The organism is Amaricoccus sp. (assembly GCF_017995835.1).
In the GTDB taxonomy this organism is placed as follows: Bacteria; Pseudomonadota; Alphaproteobacteria; order Rhodobacterales; family Rhodobacteraceae; genus Amaricoccus.
The window spans coordinates 1-17027 of sequence record NZ_JAGOID010000001.1 but is presented as its reverse complement, the minus strand read 5'-3'; the positions used below and the strand labels follow the sequence as shown (position 1 = coordinate 17027).

General features: G+C 71.2%; 17 protein-coding genes and 1 pseudogene. 4 read left to right on the top strand and 14 right to left on the bottom strand.

Annotated elements, in window-relative coordinates:
• The first annotated feature begins 150 nt into the window (after positions 1–150).
• Entirely contained in the window at positions 151–918 is a 768-nt protein-coding gene (locus KBA23_RS00090; RefSeq protein ID WP_290735044.1) for a helix-turn-helix transcriptional regulator, read from the top strand.
• Here the strand turns inward: KBA23_RS00090 and KBA23_RS00085 are convergent.
• The 4 genes from KBA23_RS00085 to KBA23_RS00070 all read right to left on the bottom strand — a co-directional run bounded on the left by KBA23_RS00085 (position 908) and on the right by KBA23_RS00070 (position 3654).
• Positions 908–2122, bottom strand: coding sequence for a helix-turn-helix domain-containing protein (locus KBA23_RS00085; RefSeq protein WP_290735041.1), 1215 nt, complete (start codon positions 2120–2122; stop codon positions 908–910). The genes KBA23_RS00090 and KBA23_RS00085 overlap by 11 nt on opposite strands.
• A gap of 242 nt (positions 2123–2364) precedes the next feature.
• Positions 2365–2874 (bottom strand): MarR family winged helix-turn-helix transcriptional regulator, encoded by a 510-nt coding sequence (locus KBA23_RS00080; protein ID WP_290735037.1) that lies wholly within the window; start codon positions 2872–2874, stop codon positions 2365–2367.
• A gap of 85 nt (positions 2875–2959) precedes the next feature.
• Positions 2960–3217 carry a succinate dehydrogenase assembly factor 2 gene (locus tag KBA23_RS00075; protein WP_290735035.1) on the bottom strand — a complete coding sequence of 86 codons (258 nt, stop codon included), beginning with the start codon at positions 3215–3217 and terminating at the stop codon, positions 2960–2962.
• On the bottom strand, positions 3214–3654 hold the full coding sequence (locus KBA23_RS00070; protein ID WP_290735032.1) for a helix-turn-helix transcriptional regulator: 441 nt from the start codon (positions 3652–3654) through the stop codon (positions 3214–3216). The genes KBA23_RS00075 and KBA23_RS00070 overlap by 4 nt, the downstream gene beginning before the upstream one ends.
• A 303-nt stretch (positions 3655–3957) precedes the next feature.
• Between KBA23_RS00070 and KBA23_RS00065 the strand changes: the two genes are divergently transcribed.
• A complete protein-coding gene (locus KBA23_RS00065; protein ID WP_290735029.1) occupies positions 3958–4653 on the top strand; it encodes an MOSC domain-containing protein in 696 nt (231 codons plus the stop codon).
• A 257-nt stretch (positions 4654–4910) separates the two neighbouring features.
• On the opposite strand, the gene KBA23_RS00060 is transcribed toward KBA23_RS00065, so the two are convergent.
• A complete protein-coding gene (locus tag KBA23_RS00060; RefSeq protein WP_290735219.1) occupies positions 4911–5117 on the bottom strand; it encodes a hypothetical protein in 207 nt (68 codons plus the stop codon).
• A 189-nt stretch (positions 5118–5306) separates the two neighbouring features.
• On the opposite strand from KBA23_RS00060, the pseudogene KBA23_RS00055 reads away from it, so the two are divergent.
• Positions 5307–5804, top strand: a pseudogene (locus KBA23_RS00055) (transposase); the annotation flags it as partial.
• A gap of 103 nt (positions 5805–5907) precedes the next feature.
• Here the strand turns inward: KBA23_RS00055 and KBA23_RS00050 are convergent.
• From KBA23_RS00050 to KBA23_RS00040, 3 genes are all read right to left on the bottom strand, one after another.
• Entirely contained in the window at positions 5908–6477 is a 570-nt protein-coding gene (locus KBA23_RS00050; RefSeq protein ID WP_290735026.1) for a hypothetical protein, read from the bottom strand.
• A 262-nt stretch (positions 6478–6739) separates the two neighbouring features.
• Positions 6740–8857: an ABC transporter ATP-binding protein/permease gene (locus tag KBA23_RS00045; protein WP_290735023.1), complete on the bottom strand. Its 2118-nt coding sequence runs from the start codon at positions 8855–8857 to the stop codon at positions 6740–6742.
• A gap of 325 nt (positions 8858–9182) precedes the next feature.
• Complete coding sequence (locus KBA23_RS00040; protein WP_290735020.1) at positions 9183–10784, bottom strand: lysine--tRNA ligase; 1602 nt, start codon at positions 10782–10784, stop codon at positions 9183–9185.
• Positions 10785–12031: 1247 nt separating this feature from the next.
• Between KBA23_RS00040 and KBA23_RS00035 the strand changes: the two genes are divergently transcribed.
• Positions 12032–12175, top strand: a complete 144-nt coding sequence (locus KBA23_RS00035; RefSeq protein WP_290735016.1) for a hypothetical protein — start codon at positions 12032–12034, stop codon at positions 12173–12175.
• A 4-nt stretch (positions 12176–12179) separates the two neighbouring features.
• Here the strand turns inward: KBA23_RS00035 and KBA23_RS00030 are convergent, their stop codons facing one another.
• The 6 genes from KBA23_RS00030 to KBA23_RS00005 form a co-directional block, all read right to left on the bottom strand.
• Entirely contained in the window at positions 12180–13223 is a 1044-nt protein-coding gene (locus KBA23_RS00030; RefSeq protein WP_290735013.1) for a hypothetical protein, read from the bottom strand.
• 146 nt (positions 13224–13369) lie between these two features.
• Positions 13370–14101, bottom strand: a complete 732-nt coding sequence (gene tpiA / locus KBA23_RS00025) for a triose-phosphate isomerase (RefSeq protein WP_290735010.1) — start codon at positions 14099–14101, stop codon at positions 13370–13372.
• 137 nt (positions 14102–14238) lie between these two features.
• Positions 14239–14907 (bottom strand): hypothetical protein, encoded by a 669-nt coding sequence (locus KBA23_RS00020; RefSeq protein ID WP_290735007.1) that lies wholly within the window; start codon positions 14905–14907, stop codon positions 14239–14241.
• A 170-nt stretch (positions 14908–15077) separates the two neighbouring features.
• The gene (locus tag KBA23_RS00015) at positions 15078–15425 is read right to left on the bottom strand and encodes an iron-sulfur cluster assembly accessory protein (RefSeq protein WP_290735004.1); all 348 of its coding nucleotides are present in this window, start codon (positions 15423–15425) and stop codon (positions 15078–15080) included.
• Positions 15426–15477: 52 nt separating this feature from the next.
• Positions 15478–16224 carry a DUF3307 domain-containing protein gene (locus KBA23_RS00010; protein ID WP_290735002.1) on the bottom strand — a complete coding sequence of 249 codons (747 nt, stop codon included), beginning with the start codon at positions 16222–16224 and terminating at the stop codon, positions 15478–15480.
• 103 nt (positions 16225–16327) lie between these two features.
• Positions 16328–17027 (bottom strand): hypothetical protein (locus KBA23_RS00005; protein WP_290734998.1); only part of this gene is annotated, 700 nt, incomplete at its 5' end.

Below are 17027 nucleotides of genomic sequence, written 5' to 3'. Positions count from 1 at the left end.
TCCGGATACGTGATTCGCCCGCACGGCGTCGGCGCGGGCGAATGTCCGCGCGAAACGGTGTGATAGCGCGGTTGCCGCCGCCCGTCTTTCGTGCTGTGGTCTATCTTCTTCGCGATCGGGCCAATGAGGATGTCCCAGGCGACGCCCCGCATGCAGCGCGTGGAGCGCCCGGACGCCGTGCTCCACCTCCTCGACGAGCAGGCCCCCGCCGGGCACCGCGCGCCGCGGCACAGCCACGACCGCACCCAGTTCCTGTGCGTGCTCGCGGGGCTCGCTGCGGTGACGACCGATCGCGGCCGCTGGATGGTGCCGCCCGGCCATGCGCTGCGCATTCCGCACGGGCTCGAGCATGAGGTCGAGATGCTGAGCGAGGTCGACGTGACCTCGCTCTACCTGCCCCCGCGCGCCGACGAGCCCGTCGACGAGGCCCCCAGCGTGCGGGCGATCTCGCCGCTTGCCCGCAGCCTGATCGAGGAGGCGATCCGGCTCGGCGACGCCCCGGAGGGCGACCGCAAGGCGACGCTGGTCTATGCGCTTCTCGCCGAGGAGGCGGCGGCGCTGCCGGTGCGTCCGCTCGGCCTGCCGTTCCCGTCCGACCCGCGCCTCGCCGCGCTCTGTCGCGGCTTCATGCGCGATCCCTCGACGGAAGCGCGGATCGACGACTGGGCGGCGGCGCTGGCGATGAGCCGGCGGACCTTCACCCGCTTCTTCGCCCGGCAGACCGGCGCGGGCTTCGCCACCTGGCGCCAGCAGGCCAGCATCTTCGCCAGCCTGCCGCACCTCGCCGCCGGCGAGCCGGTGTCGCGCGTCGCCATGCGCGCCGGCTACAGCAACGTCTCCGCCTACACGACGATGTTCCGCAGGATGCTCGGCGCCGCGCCGCGCGACTACGTGCGCGCGCGGCGGCCTACCGGATGATGGCCGCCGTCTGCTCGGCAGGCTCGAAGGCGCGGGCGATCGATTCCGGCACATCCGCCACGACGCCGAAGCGCTCGGTGATCGCGGCTGGTTCCAGCGGCACGTCGCGCACCGCGCGGGTCCCGCTGCCGAGCGGCCCCCGCAGCTCCTGCCCGAGCCGGACGTAAACGGAGCCGGAATTGCCGGCCCAGATCTTCGGCTCGACGAGATCGGGCGGCAGGGCGTAGCTTTCGCCGGTCTCGAGGATGCGCTCGAAGACCACCGTCTTGTCGGCGAGATAGACCCGCACCCAGGCGGCGCGCTCGGCGACGATGGTGATGGCCGGCTCCGCTGCGGCGACGTCGGTGGCCGGAACCGCCGGCGCGCCGGCCGGTTGCGGTCCGAAAGGCGTCGCGGCGGCGCCCTGATGCTGGCCGCCCTCGGCGATGACGCGCGGCCCGCTCCCGGACGCGACCGCCCCCGACCGCGCCGCGGCCGCCTCGGCGGAGGCGAGCAGGCCCACGCTGTCGGGATCGAGTGCTGCGATCGGTCCGTCGCGCGGGGCGAGGATCGGCACCTCGAGTTCCTGGCTGCGGTAAAGCTCGGTCAGCGCCGTCGCGGCGACCGGCTTCGCGAGTTCGGTCAACTCCGGCTCGCCCAGCGAGGGGGTCTCGGGAGCGGCGACCGGCGCGACGGCGGCGAGGGCCGTCGGCGTCTCCTCCACCGGGGCGAACTGCACGCGCTGGATGTTCTGGAGCACGGTCCAGCCGCCCCAGCCCAGCGCGCCGACCACGGCCGCGAGCACGGCAAGCGATCCGAACGCCGAAAGCCCCGCCGCCGACAGGCCGAGCCGCCGCGGCTCGGCAAGCGGAAACCTCGGGAGCCCGATCCTGCTCGCCCCGGGCGTGTCCTGCCGGCCGGACTTGCGCCCCGCGGGCGGCGTCGCGCCGAGGCCGACCGGGTGGCGGAAGCCGCTGTCGGCGCAGAAACGCCCATAGACCTCGTCGGGGTCGCGCCCGAGATAGCGGGCATAGGCGCGCACGTAGCCCGGCACGAAGCTCGGGTTGGGGAACACGCTCGGGTCGGTGTTCTCTATGGCGGAAACGTAGACCGCCTTGATCCGCAGGTCGCGCTGAACGTCGAGCAGCGACTTTCCGAGCGTGGCGCGATCGCCGCGGAGCTCGTCTCCGATCGGAAAGTCGAAGGCGCCGTGACTGGAACTCATACCGTGACTCGTACCCATCCGATCGCCTGCCGAATCCTGCATGCTGCCCAGTGTTTTATGGGGTTCCCGACGAATCGCTTCGCACCGGGCCCTGTTTCCATGCAGGATACCACCATTGCAGGGGAATAGTCAGCCGGAACGCGTTATGGTTGAGGAAACTTTCCCGAACCGGTCCCCGACGGCACACCCTCCGGACGCCTGTCCGTCGCGACCGCCGCGCTTGCCCCGATTCGGCCCGAGAATCAGTAGATGTAGCGGATCTGGTCGGTCCAGTAGTGCTCCATCCGGCGCAGGCTCGCGTTGATGTCGGCGAGCCGCATGTCGCCGAGCACCTCGCGGCTGAGGATGCCGGCGGCGTGGCGCTGGAACAGTTCGGCGATGACGCTACGGATGTGCCGGCCCTTCTCGGTCAGCCGCACCCGTACGGCGCGCCGGTCGACCTCGCAGCGCTGGTGATGCATGTATCCGCATTCGACCAGTTTCTTGAGGTTGTAGCTGACGTTCGAGCCCTGGTAGTAGCCCCGCGTCTTCAGTTCGCCGGCCGTCACCTCGTTGTCGCCGACGTTGAAGAGCAGGAGCGCCTGCACCGAGTTGATGTCGATGATCCCGATGCGCTCGAATTCGTCCTTGACCACGTCGAGCAGGAGGCGGTGCAGCCGTTCGACCATGGAGAGCGTTTCAAGATAGGATCCGAGGAACTCGCCGTCCAGGACGGGTCCGGGAACCTTCGCCACCGAGGCGTGCACGCTCATGATCTCTCTCCGCATGACCCAGTGCGCGGACCGTTGCCCAGATTCCTGTACAACCCGTTAAGATCGGCCTACCCGTCGCCTGCCTTCAGGCCATGCCATGGAACGCGGCGATACGTCCCACGATTGCGTCGAAATGGCCCGGTTGTCCACTGTTGCGACTGATCCACAGATATAGGTCCTGGTCGTTCTCGTGCAACAGGGACTCGAACGCATCGAGTTCGCTCGGCGAAAGCCGCCCGAGCTCCGCGTCGGCGAACGGTCCCAGAAGCAGGTCCGTCTCGCGCATGCCGCGCCGCCACGCCCGGAGCCGCAGCCGCTTGAGCCGGGGATCGGCGTCGGTCACGATGCGCTCCCGTCATTCCCTGCGAGCGCCGCGACGAGCCGCTTCTCCACCCGCGCCATGCGCCCGGCGAGGAGCGTCTGTTCGGCGCGAATCCGGCGCAGCTCGCGCAGGCACGCGGCTGCGTCCGCCGCTGCGGGCCGCGTCTGCGGCGCGGCCGCCCACCGTGGCGCCGGCCCGTCCCCGCTCAGGAGCCAGACCATCGGCGCGTTCAGCGTGGCCGCGAGCATCTGGAGCCGCGTCGCGCGCGGCTCGGCGCGGTCCTCTTCCCAGTTGCGCAGCGTCTGGGGCTTGACCCCCATCCGGCGCGCCAGTTCCGACTGGCTGAGGCCCATGGCCTCCCGCGCATGGCAGAGGCGGTCGCCGAAGGTGGCGGCGGCGTCGCTGAAATCCTCCGGTGGCGCGGCCGCCTCGCGCGGCCCGGTCAGGTCGGGGGGCATGGCCTCTCTCCTTGGGCGGCCGGCTGCCGGACCCTAGGGCACGCCGAACATCATTGCAAACCGGACGCCCGTTCATGGTCTCCCCCGGCCGCGCGCCGCTTCGCGTCGGCCGACGTCCACTCCGAATCCGGACTGCCGGAACGCCTTGGCCAGGTCACGCTCCGACGCCCAGGATGCCGTTGCGTATTCTGGCACGGGCGCGGGCCCCGGAGCGAACGCCGCCGGCCGGGGTGCTGGACAGGGCGAGGCCGGCGGGCGATGGTTGGCGCCGGCGGTAGCCGAGGCCGCTGGCGAGGGCGCGGCATGCAGTTTCCCGACGACCTGAGCGTGGGCGCGATCTTCGTCGGCAGGGTCGCCGCGCACTGGCACGGCAAGCCGCCGAGCGGGATCGTGAAGCTCGCGGTCGTCGGCCGGCAATGGCTGACGGAAACCGGCATCTGCGGGGACGAGCAGGCCGACCCCGCGCATCACGGCGGCCCCGAGAAGGCGGTCCACCACTATGCGGCGGATCACTATCCGTTCTGGGAGCGGGAAATGCCGGATGTCGCCGCCAGGTTCGTGCCAGGCGGCGTCGGCGAGAACGTCTCGACGCGCGGACTGACCGAGGAGATGCTGTGCATCGGCGACGTCATCCGCATCGGCGAGGCGGTCGTCCAGGTGACGCAGGGACGCCAGCCGTGCTGGAAGCTGTCGGCCCATGTCGGGCGCGCGGACATGGCGGCGCGGTTCCAGAAGTCCGGCCGCACCGGCTGGTACTACCGCGTGCTGCGCGAGGGCTTCATTGCGGCCGGCGACGCGATCGCGCTGCTGGAGCGCCCGCAGCCCGACTGGCCGCTGCCGGCGGTGATCGCGGCCCGCTTCGACCCCAAGCTCGACCCCGGGCTCGCGCAGCGGCTGGCGGGGCTCGGGGAACTGTCGGGCTCGTGGCGCGCCGGCTTCGCCCGCAAGTCCGACCCGACCTTTGTCGAGGACACCGGCCCGCGTCTGGCCGGCGGATAGGCGGCGCGGCGCAGGCGGGACAGCGCAGGCTCCCTGCGCCCCGGATCGCACATTGCGGGGCGACAGTGGCGCACTGCTCGCAGATGGGGATGAGGGCCCGGTTGCCTCCGCTGACGCCATCTGGAAGCCGAAGGCGCCATCGCCATGAATCGGACCGCCCGCCCGGCCCAGCCGTTTACCTCTCAATCCCGACTCTTTCCCTTGGCATACGCGTTGTGCATGCGTCGTGCATGCGTCGTGCATTCGACGAATCCCCGTTAATCCTTGAACTCCCGGCCAAAACCGTGATCGAGATCCCACCCGGCTTCATCGTCCGCACCGAGGCCCAAAAGGCCGTCGCCGACAACGGCTACAGCCTGCCGGCGCGAGTTGACCGACGGCCTCGTGCGCCGGCGGCGGATCGACCTTTGCGAAATCGTCAATGCCGAAGTCGACTTCCGCGGCGAGAAGCGCTCGAACGCCACCCATGCCTCGACCACCGATCCGGACGCGCGGCTTTACAGGAAATCATACCGGCGGGCTCATGAAACGACTCGCGGACCCTTTTTTGACCTTTGTGGCTTTTATCGTGTGTACTCAGGTAGTTATCCTATCTATCACGCGTGTTAGCCCGTGTTGCGCCGGGTAGCATGGTAGACTCGCGGGTATCACTCGGCACGGGCGCCTTGCTCTGCTTCATGGGCCATACCCTGTTGGGTTTGAGGCGCATTCCGCCACTGGTCCGAGGAATGCGCCGAAAGGCAACAGCCTGATCGTCCCGGCCGAGCTGACCCGGGCCGACGGCCATGCCGAACGGCAGGCGGCGCTCGCCATGATCCGGCGCCATTCCCCCGGCTCGACCCGTCGCCGGACGCTCGGGGCCGACAAGGGCTACGACAGCGCCGACTTCGTCGCCGATCTCCGACGAGCCCGCGTCACCCCGCATGTCGCGCAAAAGGCCCGCCATTCCGGCATCGACGGCCGGACTCCCCGTCACGAGGGCCATGCAGCAGCGATGCCGCAAGAAGATCGAGGAACCGTTCGGCTGGGCGAAGACCGTGGGCGGCATGACCCAGACCGTCTATCGCGGCGTAGAACGCGTCCGGGCCCGCTTCACCCTCGCGATGGCCGCCTGCAACCTCGCAAGACTCCCCAAGCTGCTCGCAACATGACCAAGGGATGGGCTCCGCGACGAGAGTGACGCCGATCCCGGAAGTCCGCAATGCACAGACATCCGGGAAGTCGTTCTCGCAGAGCAGCTATTTCAGCGGCCAGCTAGAGACCGACCTCGAACCCGGGGAAGGAGGGTGGGATGATCTCGCAGGCAGCGATGTCGGCGATGCGCACGACGCCGCCCGGGCGGCCGACGAGGTCGAGGCCGACATGCGCGTAGAGAGCGCGGGCGTTCCACACGAGGTCGATGCGCGGACCGGGCGTGGTGGAAACGACGAGGCGCAGTTCGACGGCCGCGCCGTCGGCGGGCAGGTCGGCGAGGGGGCCGCGGGCCGGAAGGTCGGCGAGGATGCGGCCGGCGCCGCCGCCCGGGCGGGCGGCGACGCGGGCGCGGGGCAGGGGTCCGGCCAGCGCGCGGAGGCGGAGCCGGATCTCGACCGCCGAGCCCGGGCGGACCGGCAGCTCGCCCATGTAGCGCAGGCGTTCCTCGCGCCTGGTCATGCGGATCTCGAGACAGTCGCCGAGCAGGGGATCGCCGCAGACGATCCGGGCGGCGGACCAGCCCTCGCAGGAGGGGGCTTCCGCCGCGCCGTCGCCGCGCGACCAGTCGGCGAGCCCCTCGACGAAGCGGGGCGGGGTCAGATCGAGGGCGGTGGCGTGGATTGCTGGCATGGACGCTCCCGTCGCCGTCACGCGGCTGTGGGCCGCGTGGACAAGGGGCGGGCGGATAGCATGGCTTCGATTAAGGAGGGGTAAACGCGACGACCGACGGCGCCGACGCCCGGACCGGGCGTGATTCCGGTTGACTGGCCGGCGTTTGCCGGGAGTAGTCATCCTGTTGGAAACGCTTGGAAAACTTTGGCTGGAATGCGGCTGGAGACAGGCTGGAATCAGCCTTGCCACTTCTTTACGGGCTGTTAGCGTGCGGCGTCGCTCAGGCGGGCGCCGCGGCGGGAGGGACGTCGTCGGGGGTGAAGACGCCCTCGGCGTCGGGCTCCATGTCGAGATGGCGCTCGTGGAAGGCGAGCAGCGTGCTGCGGTGGCCGATCGAGACGATGGTCGTGTCCGGCAGGCGTTCGCGCAGCAGGCGGTAGACGTCTTCCTCCATCGACTCGTCGAGCGCCGCGGTCGCCTCGTCGAGGAACAGCCAGTCCGGTCGGGCGAGGAGCGCGCGCACCACGGCGACGCGCTGTTGCTCGCCGCCCGACAGCGCCTGGCTCCACAGGCCGGATTCGTCGAGGCGGGGGATCAGGTGGCCGAGGCCGACGGCGCGCATGGTGTCCGTCATCGCGGCCTCGTCCACGTTGTCCGGGGTCGCCGGATAGGCGAGCGCGCCGCGCAGCGTGCCGAGCGGCAGATAGGCGCGCTGGGGCAGCAGCATCGCGTGCTCGCCCTTCGGTGACACGACCCGGCCGTCGCCGAAGGGCCAGATCCCGGCGATCGCGCGGAAGAGCGTCGATTTCCCCGAGCCGGAGGGGCCGGTCAGGATCGTGCTCTGGCCCGGCGCGAGATCCAGTTCCGGGACGCGGGCGATGGTCCGGCCGTCCGGCAGCCGCAGCGCGAGGTCGCGCACGGAGAGGTCGGCGCCCGCCCCCGCCTCGACGGCGATCGTGCGGGTTCCGGCGGTCGCGCTGGCCTGCACCAGCGCGGCGCGGAAGCCGTTGATGCGGTTCACCGCCGCCTTGTAGAGCGCCAGCGTCTCGTAGAGGTCGAGGAAGATCGAGAAGCCCGACTGCACGCGCGAGAACGCCCCGGCGGTCTGCTGCAGCCCCCCGAGCGAGCCCACGCCGGCGAAATAGGCCGGCGCGACGAGGACGTAAGGGAGCACGTCGGTCATCTGGCTGATCGAGAAGCTGAAGACGCGCAGGTCGCGCGTGGTGCGCACGAGGCTGTAGGTCGCCTCGACCTGGCGGTCGTACTTGTCGTAGAGCGAGTTCCGCTCGGCCTTCTCGCCGCGGAGAAGCGCCACCTGCTCGCTGAATTCGCGCATGCGCGCCATTCCGAAGCGGAAGTCGGCCTCGGTGCGCTCCTTGTTGTAGTTCTTCTGGATCAGCGGCCGGCCGATCAGGTGCCCGACCACGGTGGCGAAGGCCGCGTAGGCGAGGCAGACCCAGACCAGAAAGCCGGGCACGGCCGTCAGCCATTCCAGGAAGGGATGGCCCGCCTCGACGCGGAAGCGGCCGGAGAGATCCCACAGGAGCTGCACGAAGGCGGCGAGGCTGAGGAAGGTCGAGAACAGCGAGGAGGAGATCGAGTAGGTGTTGGTGACGTAGGTGCGGATGTCCTCGGAGATGCGCTGGTCGGGGTTGTCGGCGATCTCGCCGATGAACTGGATGCGGTAGTGGCGCTCGTCCTCCAGCCAGTCGGCGACGTATTCCCGCGACATGTGGCGCCGCCAGCGGATCAGCATGTACTGGCCGAGCAGGTATTCGATCACGGCGAAGACCACCCACTGGCCGGCGAGGAACAGGAAGGTGGTGATGAGGAGCCAGAAGGCGGCCTCGTTCATGTTCTGGAAGCTGTCGAACAGCGCCCCCTGCCAGGTGTTGAACAGGATGAGCAGGTAGGTCTGGACGAAGTTCATCAGGATGATGCCGATGAGGAAGGCCCGCCCGATGCCGCCTTCGGTCAGCCCGAGGCCCGGCAGATAGCGCAGCCGGCTCGGGTCGCGGCTGGAGAAGTAGTGTTCGGAAAGGCCGATCGTCTCGCGGATCAGCGGCAGCCGCGCCATCAGCGTCGCGGCGACGGCGAAGACGGTGAAGGCGAGCGCGAGGAACGGCCGCGGTTGCAGCGTCTGCATCCAGCCCGGCGTCCAGTCCGGCAGCCCGCCGTTGCCGAAGACGATGAAGCCGACGGCAAAGGCGGAGAAGGCGACGGCATAGCCGGCCACGAACATCCGCATGTAGGTGATGATCCCGGCCGCGCGCCAGGTCGCGAGCGCCATGACGACGCCGGACCAGATCACGTATTGCGGCACCGCTTCGGGGCTCGCGACATGGGTTGCCGCCATTCCGGCCGTCAGCGCGGCGACGACGACGCTCAGGAGGATCATGCGGCTCGGGCTCCTACGGGGGTCCGCGAGGTTTGGTTCGGGGCCTGGCCCCTGTCAACGGATGGCCGGTCACGCCTAGGTCACGCCTCATACCGGCGAGTCTACCAGGCCACCCGGCGCAGCACGGGCTAACACGCGTGATAGGTAGGGTAACTAACTGAGTACACACGATAAAAGTGCTAAGGCTCAAAAAGGTCCGCGAGTCGTTTCATGAGCCCGCCGGTATCATCCATCGGCGCGGCCGTCGCGTGCCAATCTCGCCAACTGTCGAAATCAGCGGGACTCTGCGTCCACGGGGTTGGCGCCCGCGACGGGCCGCACGGGGTCAGCTTTGCGCGGCAGGCTCAGCGGCGACGAGATTGCCGGCCAAGGCCGAGTCGATCAGGTCGGCGGTCTCGCGCAGGCCGTAGAGGGCGACGAAGCCGCCGAAGCGGGGGCCCTGCCCGGCGCCGAGGAGCGTCTCGTAGATGGCGGCGAACCAGGCGCGCAGCGGCTCGAAGCCGTGCGCCTTGCCGATGGCGTAGATCTCGTTCTGGATCGCCTCGGCGTCGGCGGGGCCGTCCCAGGCGCGCAGGCGGTCGCGCAATTCGGCGAGCGCGGTCGCCTCGCGGGCGTCGGGGGCGCGGAACCGCTTCGCCGGCTTCACGAAGTCCTGGTAGTAGCGCACTGCATGCGCCGCCGCCGCGTCGAGGCCGGGGTTCGTCTCCGCGCTCGCCTCCGGCGCGTACTTGCGGATGAAGCCCCAGAGCGCGGTCTTGTCCTCGGCGTTGGCGACGCTGGCGAGGTTCAGGAGCATCGAGTAGGCCGCCGCCATGTCGGAGGCGGGCGGATGGCCGGCATGGATGTGCCAGGCCGGGTTTTCCAGCCGCGCCGCGGTCTCCTGCGCCTCCCAGGCGCGCAGGTGGGCGTCGTGCTCGTCCATCGCCTTGGGGATCACGTCGAAGTGGAGCCGCTTGGCCGTCCGCGGCTTGCCGTACATGAAGAGCGCAAGGCTCTCCGGGCTCGCATAGGCGAGCCACTCGTCGATCGAGAGGCCGTTGCCCTTGGACTTCGAGATCTTCTGACCCTTCTCGTCGAGGAACAGCTCGTAGATCATGTGCTGCGGCGCGCGGCCGCCGAGGATCTCGCAGATCCGGTCGTAGATCGGGGCGTTGGTCGCGTGATCCTTGCCGAACATCTCGAAATCGACGTCGAGCGCGGCCCAGCGGGCGCCGAAGTCGGGCTTCCATTGCAGCTTCACCTGGCCGCCGGTGACGGGGAGCGTCGTCTCCTCGCCGTCCTCGTCGTCGAAGGTGATGGTGCCGTTTGCCGCATTCACCTCCTTGAGCGGCACGTAGAGCACGCGGCCGGTCTTGGGCGAGATCGGCAGGAAGCAGGAATAGGTCTGCTGGCGCTCCTCGCGGAGCGAGGCGAGCATGACCTCCATGATCGCGTCGTAGCGTTCGGCGGCGCGGAGCAGGATCGCGTCGAAGCGCCCGGACTTGTAGAAGTCGGTCGCCGAGATGAATTCGTACTCGAAGCCGAAGGTGTCGAGGAAGCGCCGGAGCATGGCGTTGTTGTGAGCGCCGAAGCTCTCGTACTCGCCGAACGGGTCGGGGACCGCGGTGAGCGGCCGCTGGAGGTGCTCGCGCAGCATCTCCGGGTTGGGGACGTTGTCGGGAACCTTGCGCATCCCGTCCATGTCGTCGGAGAAGCAGATCAGCCGGGTGGGGATGTCGGAGATCGCCTCGAAGGCGCGGCGGACCATGGTGGTGCGCGCCACCTCGCCGAAGGTGCCGATATGCGGCAGGCCGGAGGGTCCGTAGCCGGTCTCGAAGAGGACGTGGCCCTTGGCGGGCGGGTTGGCCTCGCAACGGGCGAGGAGCCTGCGCGCCTCCTCGAAGGGCCAGGCTTTTGCTTCCAGCGCCGCGGCGCGCGTTTCGTCCATCGTCCTCTCCTTCGGTCGCGCCGCTTCTAGCCCAGCCGCCGGCCGGAGTCAGGCGCATCGGGGCGCCTGCCGCCGAATTTCGCGGGTCTGGTGCGGCGGCATCGGGGCCGGGTCCGATCGGCGCGGGCGCGGTCGTCGCTCGGGCTTGATCGTACGGCCGCGCACGGGCAGGATCCGGCGAGGCCGTTCGCGAGGGGTCCGATGCGCCTGGTCGCCGTTCTCGCCTTGCTTCTCGCCGCTGGCGCCGCCGCGGCGCAGGGCGTCTGCCCGACCTCGGCGGAGGGCTTCGCCCGGCCGACCGAGACGCGGCCGGTGGACTGGTCCTTCACCGACGGGCCGGACCGCGTTGCGGCAGGTCTGGCGCCGTCGTGGGTGCGGTTCCATGCGCTCGGGGGCGACGACGCGATCTTCGTGGTCGCTCCCGCCGCGAGCGCCACCGTGACGGCGGGGCTCGGCGCCGATGTCGTCGTGGTCTGCGCCTTGCGCGCGCCGTCGCTTCAGATCGTCGTGGGCGAGGACGAGGCGGTGGTCGGCGACGGCGCGCCCGACCGCATCGTGATCGAGCCGGGCGTGTTCCTCGGCGCGCCGCCGGGCGTGACGATCCAGATCATGGTGCAGGGATTCACGGCCGCGCAGGATCGCATCCGGCTGCGCCTGCCGCCGGGGGTGGCCCCGGTGTTCGGGCCGCATCTCGGCGCGACGCTGCGCGCCGGGCCGGTGGAGATCCTGGTCGCTCCCGTGGACGATCCGATGCCGGTCGGGCGCGAGGTCTTCGATATCGAGCAGGCGGTCCCGGCGGCGGCGCCGGCATGGCCGGCGGTCGCGCCGGCCTTCTCCGGCTACGACCCGCGCCTCGGATGCGCGGCGGCGCCGGCGACGCCGGCCACGCCGGAGCGGGAATGGCCGGCGGGGTTCGCGCTCTTCGGCGCCGCGTCGGAACCGCTGCGGATCGAGGTCGCGGACAACGTGGTGGCGCAGGCGAGCGACGCGGCGGACCGATTGCTGCTTTTCGGCGGCGCCATGGTCGCGGCGGGCGCCGGGGCGGATCAGGTCGTGGTCTGCGGCTTCGAGGGCGAGGACTTCGCCGTGGCCGCCGGGCCGGGCTCGGTGCCGGGGCTCGACCTCGACCCCGACACCATCGTGATCGACGCCGGGCGGTTGCAGGGCGCGCCGCGGCGGCTGAGCATCGTGAACCTCAATCCGCTCAACGACCGGGTAGTGGTGCGCGTGCCTCCGGGCTGGAGCCGGTGTTCGAGAAGCCGCGCTTCGGCACGGGCTTCCTGCGCATCGGAACGCTCGAGGTCCGGACCTTGGCGCAGGTCTGGGAGCGAGTCCTCGACTTCGAACTCGACCACGCCGCGTTCGCGATCGACCGGGTCGCCGCCCCTTGAGCGTTCAGGCGGCCGGGAGCCAGACCTCGACGCGGCCGCGGGGCAGGTTACGGTAGCGGCCGGCGAGCGAGAGCGTCGCGAAGGGGGAGCCGAAGGCGGAGCCGAGCGCCTCGGCGAGGCGGGCGGCGCAGGCGGCCTGCTCGGGCCAGTAGAAGCGGACGTCTCCGGCGGTGCGGGCGGCGGCGACGAGGTCGAGCCCCTCGGCGACCGGCCAGCCGGCGGCGAGGAGGAGGTCGCGGGCGGCCGCCGCGCGGGGGCGGTCCGCCTCGGCGACGAACTGGATGAAGACGGTCGGCGGGGCCGCGCCGCAGGCGTCGCCGGGACCGAGCGCCATGGTCGGGGCCGGTTCGTCCGTCGCCGGGGCGGGCGGCGCGACCTGCGGCGTGGGCTCGGCCGACGGGGACGGCGGCGTGGGCGCCATGCCGATCCAGCCGTCGGGGAGGACGACGGCCTCCGGGGGCGGCGGCGCGAGGGCGGCGGCGGCGAGGCGGGTGGCCTCGGCCTGGCACTGGGCCTGGGCGAAGGTGGCGAGGAGCAGACGGCAGTCGGTCCACATCAGCGGGCGGGCGTACCAGGCGAGGTCGGGGCCGAGGCGGGGGCAGTCGGAGGCGGCGCCGCCGTCGCCGGCGGCGGCCACGGCGAGGGTCTGGAGCGCGTCGAGCGAGCTGCCGCCCTGGGCGGCGAGGCGCTCGATCTGGGCGCCGATGGCGTCGCCGATCGGCTTGACGCTGGCCCGCGCCGTCTCGTCGTCGGCGAGGCGGCCGGCTTCGGCGACGTAGTAGCCGAGCGCGGCGCAGAAGGCGTGCTCGGGATAGGTGGCGCGGAACTCGACGAGGGTGCTGTGCGGGTCGGCGCGGAAGGCGGCGAGGTGCTCGGCGTCCTTGGCCTCGTCGACGGCGGCGCGGTTGAGGTCGAGCTGCTTGCGGCGCTGGTCGTCGAAGCCGAACCACAGCGCCGTGGCCGCGGCGATCGCGGCGACGACGACCTGCCACTGTTGGAACAGCGCCGCGAGGTCGCCGAGGATCCCCTTCTTCGCTTCGTCCGCCATGGCCGCCGCCCCCGCGCCGATCGCACGAGGATACACTGACGCCACGCGCCGCGCGAGCGGTTCGATCGCGCCCGTCCCACAGTGGGACGCTGACTATCTATCTGTTATCATTGAGATAAAGTGTTAATCCCGTAGTTATCCACAGGTCAGGCGGCGGCCACGACGATCGGGGCGAAGTCCTCGGCCTTGAGCGAGGCGCCGCCGACGAGGGCGCCGTCGACGTTCGCCACGGCGAAGATCTCGGCGGCGTTGCCCGGCTTGACCGAGCCGCCGTAGAGGAGGCGCACCCCGGCGGCCTCGGCGCCGATGCGCTCGGCGAGGCGGGCGCGCAGGAAGCCGTGCATCTCGCCGATCTCGGCCAGCGACGGGGTGCGGCCGGTTCCGATCGCCCAGACCGGCTCGTAGGCGATGACCAGGTTCGCCGCGGTGGCGCCGTCGGGGATCGAGCCGGCGAGCTGGCGGCCGACGACGTCGAGGGCGTGGCCCGCGTCGCGCTCGGCCTCGGTCTCGCCGACGCAGACAATCGCGACGAGCCCGGCGCGCCAGGCCGCCGCGGCCTTGGCGGCGACGTCGGCGTCGGTCTCGCCGTGGTCGGCGCGGCGTTCGGAATGGCCGACGATCACCGCGGTCGCGCCGGCGTCGGCCAGCATCTCGGCCGCGACGTCGCCGGTATGGGCCCCCGAGGGCCTCGCGTGGCAGTCCTGTCCGCCCACGGGCCAGCCGCGCCCCGCGAGCGCCGCGACGAGCGTCGCCGGCGGGCAGATCAGCACGTCGCAGGCCGGCGACGGCAGCGTCCGGACGAGCGTGTCGAGGACGCCGGTGGAGGCCCGGAGGCCGTTCATCTTCCAGTTGCCGGCGACGAGCTTCTTGCGGGCCATGGCGGGAACTCCGGAACGCGTGTGCGGGATGCCGGGTCCGGGTAGCAGAGGCGCCCGCGGAGGGGAAGGGTCAGGGCCGACCGGCGGGCCCTGGCCCGGAGAAACGCCGGCCGATCGCTCCGAGGGCGAGGAAGGGCTCAGCTGCGCAGAAGCAGGAGGTCGGCGCGCATCCAGAGCAGATAGCAGACCAGCAGCAGCGCCGGGGCGGCCAACTCGGCCGGGGCCGGGCTGCCGGGCGCGGCGAGCGCGCCGCCGATCGCGAGGAGGACGAGGGCGATTGCCGGCAGGCGGCTCGCCACCACGGCGGCGCGGAACGGATCGGGCCAGCGCGCCGCCGGCGCGGCCGGATCGGGCCCCTTGAGGGCGCTGCCGAGCTTTCCGGCCGCATGCAGGAGGCCGGCAGTGGCGGCGAGCAGCGCCTCGCCGATCAGGAAGAGCCCGAGGCCGAGCGCGAGCGCTCCCACCGCCGAAAGGAGATCGCCCCAGCGGTTCAGGCGCGCGTCCGGCGGGAAGCCGTTCGCCCAAGCGCGGTGATAGGCCTCGCCGCCCCAGAAGAAGATCAGCATGGCGACGGTTATGCTGAGCGCGCTGGCGCTACCGGCGAGGTGGTCCCAGGCCGCGCGCGCGCCCTCACTGAGCGTCGGGCCGGAGGCGGCCACCGCCAGCGCGACGCCGCCGGCGAGGCCGAGCGCATTGCCGACGTTGTAGAAACCGCCGGGGCCGGTCATCCGGTCGCGCAGCGGGCGCCAGAGCTGGGGATGGTCGGTGGTGGGAAAAAGGACGTGGAACGCGTTGGTGCGAGGCATGGAATGTCTCCCGCGAGAGTTCGCAATAGCTCGCGCCAAACCCCTCGCGCCGCGGCGGGTCGGGCGCAGTGCTGGGCAAAGTCTCAACCCGACAATTGGACGGCAGACGACGCAATCAACGATTGAAGGTTAGCACGTCTCCCGTGCCGGCGCCACGGGATCGCGCGGGATCAGCGGGCGTCGAACTTGATCGATTCGCCGCAGCCGCAGGCGTCGACGACGTTGGGGTTCTTGAACTTGAACCCGGACTCGATCAGGCCGGACTCGTAGTCGATCTCGGTGCCGAACAGGAACATCTGCGCCATGGGGGCGATCATCACCCTTGCGCCGTTCTGCTCGACCACCGCGTCGTGGGGGCTGACCTCGGAGGCGAACTCCATGGTGTATTCCATGCCGGCGCAACCGCCCTTCTTGAGACCGATGCGCAGGCCCTGCGCGCCCTTCGCCATCAACCGGACGATCTGCGCCTCGGCGGAGGGCGTCAGCGTGATGGGGGGATTGCCGGGGATGCCGAACATTGCGCTCTCTTTCCTGACCGTCCCCACAAGGTAGGCTCTCGGCGGCGGCGCCTCAAGGGGCGAGGGCGTGCGTGGCCGCCTGCGTGACGAAGCCGACGCCGATCGCCCAGGCGAAGCTCGCGAGCGTGCCGATGATGACGTACTCGCTGGCGCGGCGGTCGGAAGCGTCCTTGGCGAGCTCGTTGAAGCGCAGGATCGACTTCGCCGCGATCAGCAGGCCGATGCCGTCGGGCTGGTCGGCGACGAGCAGCATCAGGATCATCAGCCGCTCCAGCCGGCCGATCATCTGGCCGCCGTTCGGCAGGCTCATGTCCTTTTCCGGGTCGTCGGGGAAGTCCTTGAGCCCGTGCATCAGCTCGCGCACCGCATAGCCGCCGGCCCAGACGGCGCAGACGAGCCCCGCGCCGAGCGCCATCGCCTCGGGCAGGCGGGCGAGGCCGGGGAGGCGCTCGATGAGGAAGGGCTGCGCCCAGAGCCCCTGCGCCCAGGTCCCCGGCCAGAGCGAGGCGACGATCCAGATGGCGGCGAGATGCGCGGCCTGGTCGAGCGAGAAGCCGGCGAAGCCGCGCGGCGCGAGCCGGGCCTTGGCCATGTCGGTCAGCCCGTGGGTGATGACGACGGCGAGGATGGGCAGCGGCGCGGGCGGCATGCCGAGGGCGATCCAGCTCGCCGCGGCGACGACGCCGAGATGGGCGGCGAGCGAGGCGGGCCGCGCTTTCGTCCGCGCCATCCGGTCGCTCTGGAGCAGGAAGTCGGCGACGAGATGGCCGAGCACGAGGGCGACGGCGGTCTCTAGCATGGCGCCGCCCCGGCCGGCATCGGGCAATACAACTGATTACGGTTGTGCAGACAATTACAATCTGATGAGGTTGTAACCGAGAAAACAACCGGGACGGATTGTCTCATCCCTCCGCCTCCAGGGCGGCGAGCGCCCGGCGCAGCGCCCAGTCGCCGCCGCGGCTGAGGTGCTTGGCGATCGCCTGCTGCGAGACCCCGTGCTGGGCGGCGAGCCGCTCCTGCGGCTCGTCCCCCGGCGAGAGGGTCGCGACGAGAAGCGCCGCCTGTTTCGCCGTCCAGAGCCGCGAGACCTCGTCGGCGAGGGCGAAGACCGCCCCGATCACGGCGGCCGCCGGCGGCGGGTCGGCCCAGGAGATGGCGATCTGCTGGGCGCGGGCCATGCGGTCGAGGCCGCGCCCGGAGACCTCGAAGGCCGTGCCGCTCGCCGCCGCGAGACCGTCGGGATGCAGGACGCCCGTGCCGACGCCAACCGAGATGCGGGTATCGGCGTCGCGGTCGGTGGCGCGCAGGTGGGCGCGCAGGAAGAGCGCCGCCCGCAGCGCCATCGGTGGGGCCGGGGCGAGGCATTGCCATCCGTCGCCGCGGAAACGGTCGAAGCGGGCGGGCTCGGCCCCTTCCCAGGTCGACATCGCGGCGGCCCCGCCGGCGAGCGCGTCCATGGCCGCGTCGAGCGCCTCGGGCGCCAGGCGGGACGAGCGGATGATGTCGCCGGTCAGGACGGCGAGAGGGCGCGGGGAGGGCGAAGCGGCCTGCGGCATGGCCGCGGACGATGCCGGGCGCAGCACCCGGCGGCAAGCCTCACAT

Excerpts from the sequence above, each read along its gene's own strand:
- KBA23_RS00090 (WP_290735044.1), top strand. The coding sequence starts at position 151 with ATGCAGCGCGTGGAGCGCCCGGACGCCGTGCTCCACCTCCTCGACGAG.
- KBA23_RS00080 (WP_290735037.1), bottom strand. The coding sequence starts at position 2,874 with ATGAGCGTGCACGCCTCGGTGGCGAAGGTTCCCGGACCCGTCCTGGAC.
- KBA23_RS00020 (WP_290735007.1), bottom strand. The coding sequence starts at position 14,907 with ATGCCTCGCACCAACGCGTTCCACGTCCTTTTTCCCACCACCGACCAT.
- KBA23_RS00015 (WP_290735004.1), bottom strand. The coding sequence starts at position 15,425 with ATGTTCGGCATCCCCGGCAATCCCCCCATCACGCTGACGCCCTCCGCC.
- KBA23_RS00045 (WP_290735023.1), bottom strand. The coding sequence starts at position 8,857 with ATGATCCTCCTGAGCGTCGTCGTCGCCGCGCTGACGGCCGGAATGGCG.
- tpiA (WP_290735010.1), bottom strand. The coding sequence starts at position 14,101 with ATGGCCCGCAAGAAGCTCGTCGCCGGCAACTGGAAGATGAACGGCCTC.
- KBA23_RS00040 (WP_290735020.1), bottom strand. The coding sequence starts at position 10,784 with ATGGACGAAACGCGCGCCGCGGCGCTGGAAGCAAAAGCCTGGCCCTTC.
- KBA23_RS00010 (WP_290735002.1), bottom strand. The coding sequence starts at position 16,224 with ATGCTAGAGACCGCCGTCGCCCTCGTGCTCGGCCATCTCGTCGCCGAC.
- KBA23_RS00065 (WP_290735029.1), top strand. The coding sequence starts at position 3,958 with ATGCAGTTTCCCGACGACCTGAGCGTGGGCGCGATCTTCGTCGGCAGG.
- KBA23_RS00085 (WP_290735041.1), bottom strand. The coding sequence starts at position 2,122 with ATGAGTTCCAGTCACGGCGCCTTCGACTTTCCGATCGGAGACGAGCTC.
- KBA23_RS00070 (WP_290735032.1), bottom strand. The coding sequence starts at position 3,654 with ATGCCCCCCGACCTGACCGGGCCGCGCGAGGCGGCCGCGCCACCGGAG.
- KBA23_RS00030 (WP_290735013.1), bottom strand. The coding sequence starts at position 13,223 with ATGGCGGACGAAGCGAAGAAGGGGATCCTCGGCGACCTCGCGGCGCTG.
- KBA23_RS00050 (WP_290735026.1), bottom strand. The coding sequence starts at position 6,477 with ATGCCAGCAATCCACGCCACCGCCCTCGATCTGACCCCGCCCCGCTTC.